Annotated in this window: 3 protein-coding genes; 1 reads left to right on the top strand and 2 read right to left on the bottom strand. The window is 72.5% G+C overall.

The window, feature by feature from the left end; all coding sequences use genetic code 11:
* The first annotated feature begins 400 nt into the window (after positions 1-400).
* Positions 401-1,906: an MFS transporter gene (locus HUW36_RS28360; protein ID WP_174530931.1), complete on the top strand. Its 1,506-nt coding sequence runs from the start codon at positions 401-403 to the stop codon at positions 1,904-1,906.
* Between the two features lie 52 nt (positions 1,907-1,958).
* On the opposite strand, the gene HUW36_RS28355 is transcribed toward HUW36_RS28360, so the two are convergent.
* Positions 1,959-2,831, bottom strand: coding sequence for an endo alpha-1,4 polygalactosaminidase (locus HUW36_RS28355; RefSeq protein ID WP_174530930.1), 873 nt, complete (start codon positions 2,829-2,831; stop codon positions 1,959-1,961).
* A gap of 79 nt (positions 2,832-2,910) precedes the next feature.
* Positions 2,911-3,526: CAP domain-containing protein (locus HUW36_RS28350; RefSeq protein ID WP_174530929.1), on the bottom strand; the 616-nt coding region annotated here is incomplete at its 5' end.

The following is a 3,526-nucleotide window of genomic DNA, read 5'->3' as shown; positions in this document are numbered from 1 at the left end:
GCGCCGGCCCCGGAGCTGGTCGGCGCCCGCTGAGCCGACCGATGCAGCGCCCCGGCCGCTCTCGGTCGGGGCGCTGTCCGTGATCCGGTCCGGGCTCGGGTCCGGCGCCGGTCCGCCGCGACCTGGCCGGCCTGCCCCCAGCCGTGCCGGCCATCGGGAAGACATTCGTTCTCGGCGATATACCTCAGAGTCATAATTATGACGCTGAGGTATATCGCTCTCCGCACTTCCTTCCTGCCGCACCACAGCCGGCACGCCGCCTGCGGAGAGGCGCGGCGGAGGGCGGGAACGGACAGGATTAACGCCGCGGGCAGCGGGGCATGTGGGCCGCCATGGACGAACAGCTCACGCCGGCGGCCCGTCGTCGCGCCCCGGCATCCCCATCCCACGGGAGCGCGTCATGAGCACCGACGTGTCGACCGACACCGTACGGACCAACGTCCCGGCCCGCCTCGACCGGCTGCCGTGGTCCCGCTGGCACTGGATGATCGTGATCGGCCTGGGCACGGTGTGGATCCTCGACGGCCTCGAGGTGACCATCGTCGGCAACCTCTCCGGCAAGCTGGCCGAGCCGGGTAGCGGGCTGAACATCACCCAGAGCCAGGTCACCGGCCTCGCCGCCGCCCTCTACGTGGCCGGCGCCTGCACCGGCGCGCTCTTCTTCGGGTGGCTCACCGACCGGTTCGGCCGCAAGAAGCTGTTCCTGCTGACCCTCGGGCTCTACCTGGTCGCCACCGCGCTGACCGCGCTCTCGTTCGACACCTGGTGGTTCTTCCTGTTCCGGTTCCTCACCGGCATGGGCATCGGCGGCGAGTACGCGGCCATCAACTCGGCGATCGACGAGTTGATCCCGGCCCGCCACCGCGGCCGGATCGACATCATCATCAACGGCACGTTCTGGCTCGGCGCGGCACTCGGCGCGCTGCTGACCGTACCGTTGCTCAACGGCCTGCCGACCAACCTCGGCTGGCGGGTGGCGTTCGGCCTGGGCGCGGTGCTCGGCGTGGTGATCCTGCTGGTCCGCCGGCACGTGCCGGAGAGTCCGCGCTGGTTGTTCATCCACGGCCGGGCGGACGAGGCGAACCACCTCGTCGACTCGGTCGAGGCCGAGGTGAAGCGGGAGACCGGCAAGGAGCTCGCCGAGGCCGACAACTACATCGAGATCCGGCAGCGCAAGAGCACGAACTTCCTGGAGATCGCGAAGACGCTGTTCCGGCGCTACCCGAAGCGGGCCACGCTGGGCTTCTCCCTCTTCATCGGCCAGGCGTTCCTCTACAACGCGATCACGTTCGGCTTCGCCCAGATCCTGCAGACCTTCTTCGACGTCCCGCCGGGCAACAGCGGCTACTACTTCGCGGTGATCGCGGTCGGCAACCTGCTCGGGCCGCTGCTGCTGGGTCGGCTCTTCGACACCGTGGGTCGGGTGCCGATGATCGCCGGCTCGTACATCGGCTCGGGTGTGCTGCTGCTCGGCACCGCCTGGCTGTTCCACTCCGGCGTGCTCACCGCGGTCACCATGACCGCCTGCTGGTGCGTGGTGCTCTTCTTCGCCTCGGCCGGCGCCAGTGCCGCGTACCTGACGGTCAGCGAGATCTTCCCGATGGAGACCCGGGCCATGGCGATCGCCTTCTTCTACGCGATCGGCACCGCCGCCGGCGGCATCACCGGCCCGCTGCTCTTCGCCAAGCTGGTCGGCAGCGGCCAGGTCGGCGACACCGTGCTGGCCTTCGTCATCGGCGCCACCATCATGATCATTGGCGGTCTGGTGGAGCTGGGTCTCGGCGTCAAGGCCGAGGGCAAGTCCCTGGAGGACCTGGCCACCCCGCTCAGCGCCGAACACCCCGATCTGCCGTCGCAGCGTGGCGCCGGCACGCCCACTCCGGCCACCGGCGCGACCGCCGGCTGAACCCCTCACGGCCGACGCCGTCCCCGCCCACACCGGCGGGGACGGCGTCCTGTCACGGCAGGGGGCAGGGCTCCCGCCAGGCGTCCAGCCGCCGGTCCTTGCGGATCGAGGCGAAGCCGTAGCCGACCGTGGTGACGCAGAAGTCGACCGGGTCGCCGGTGTACTCGACGTGGAACACCGGCTTGTGCGCGTCGGCGAACGGCAGCAGCTTCGCGCACTCGCGCCGGCGTACGCACTCCTGGTTGACCGCGAAGTCGAAGTCGGGCGCGAGCGCGGCCACCTGCGCCAGGTCGTCGACGAGGCCGGGGGACAGGTCGAGCTGCCGGGCCAGGCCGGCCAGGCGGCGGTTGAACAGCAACTGGTCGTCGAAGCCGAGCGGGAAGCCGCTGCGGTGCCGGTAGCCGTCCGCGTCGGCCAGCGCCACCGCGCCGAAGCCCTTGCCCCGGCAGAGTCGGAACCGGTCGGCCAGCACCGGCGCGAGCGAGTCCCACCGTCGGACGTCCAGGAACCGGCTCCCGGCCCGCCCCGGCACCGCCGCCCCGCGCACCGCGGCGGGGAAGCGGGCGGCGTCCGGGTCGCCTGTCGCGTACGTGCCGACGCGGACCTGACAGACCAGCCGGCGACCCTTGGCCCGCAGGGCGGCGGTCTCGGTCGAGGTGGTGGCAACCGGGTCGAGGAGGAAGACGTCGGCGTCCACGGTCACGTCCACCGGCCCGGTGAGCTGCCACTGCCACCGCCACCGGTCGGCCAGTGCGGCCGGCCAGGGGGTGGGGGCGCCGGGCGGGACCGTGACCGGCCGACGGCATGCCGGGACCGGGACGAGGAACAGCGCGGTCAGCGCCAGCGCCACGCCCCGGCGCGGTCCACGTCGGCGGACGCGGGCCGGCCGGGAGCGCGGCACGGCACACACCGGCCGGATCCGCATCGACAGCTCCCCGGACGCGGGCGGCCCGACGCCGCCCCCGACCGGTCAACGAACGCCGACCCGGTCACGACGCGCCGACTCAGCGCGGGGTGCCGAAGTCCTGCGTCCAGTACGGCCCGTTGCTGCGCGCCACGCCCACCCCGATCTCGGTGAACGAGCAGTTCAGGATGTTCGCCCGGTGACCGGGGGAGTTCATCCAGGCGTCCATCACCGCGGCCGGGCTCTGCTGGTTCCAGGCCACGTTCTCGCCGTACGCCCGCCAGGCGTAGCCGGCCCGGTCGAGCCGGTCGCCCACGTCGCTTCCGTCGCTGCCGTCGTGCGACATCTTCTTGTGGTCGGCTTGGTCCTGGCTGTGCCGCTGGGCGGCGAGCGTCAGCTTGGAGTCGACGCTCAGCGCCTTGCAGCCGGCCTTGGCCCGCTCCTGGTTCACCAGCGTGACGACCTGCTGGAGTTCGGCGCTCAGGCCGCCCGAGGCGGTGGTCCGGGCGGCGGTGCCGCTCGGCGTGCTGCTGCGCTCCAGCTGTCGCGACGGGGCGGTGGTCCGGGCCGGCTTCGGCGTGACCTTCCTCGTCGGGCTCGGCTTGACGGTGCTCGGCGACGCCGAGGGGCTGGCCGAGCCGGGCACGAGCGCGTCGGCCGAGGGTGCGCCCCCGGTCTCGTCGGTGAGCGACGGCGCCGCGGCCACCGGCGCGTCC

The organism is Micromonospora maritima, assembly GCF_902825405.1.
GTDB lineage: Bacteria > Actinomycetota > Actinomycetes > Mycobacteriales > Micromonosporaceae > Micromonospora > Micromonospora maritima.
This window is presented reverse-complemented; position numbering and strand designations above follow the sequence as displayed.

Bases quoted from the DNA above. Each gene is read 5' to 3' on its own strand.
- HUW36_RS28360 (WP_174530931.1), top strand. From the start codon at position 401: ATGAGCACCGACGTGTCGACCGACACCGTACGGACCAACGTCCCGGCC.
- HUW36_RS28355 (WP_174530930.1), bottom strand. From the start codon at position 2,831: ATGCGGATCCGGCCGGTGTGTGCCGTGCCGCGCTCCCGGCCGGCCCGC.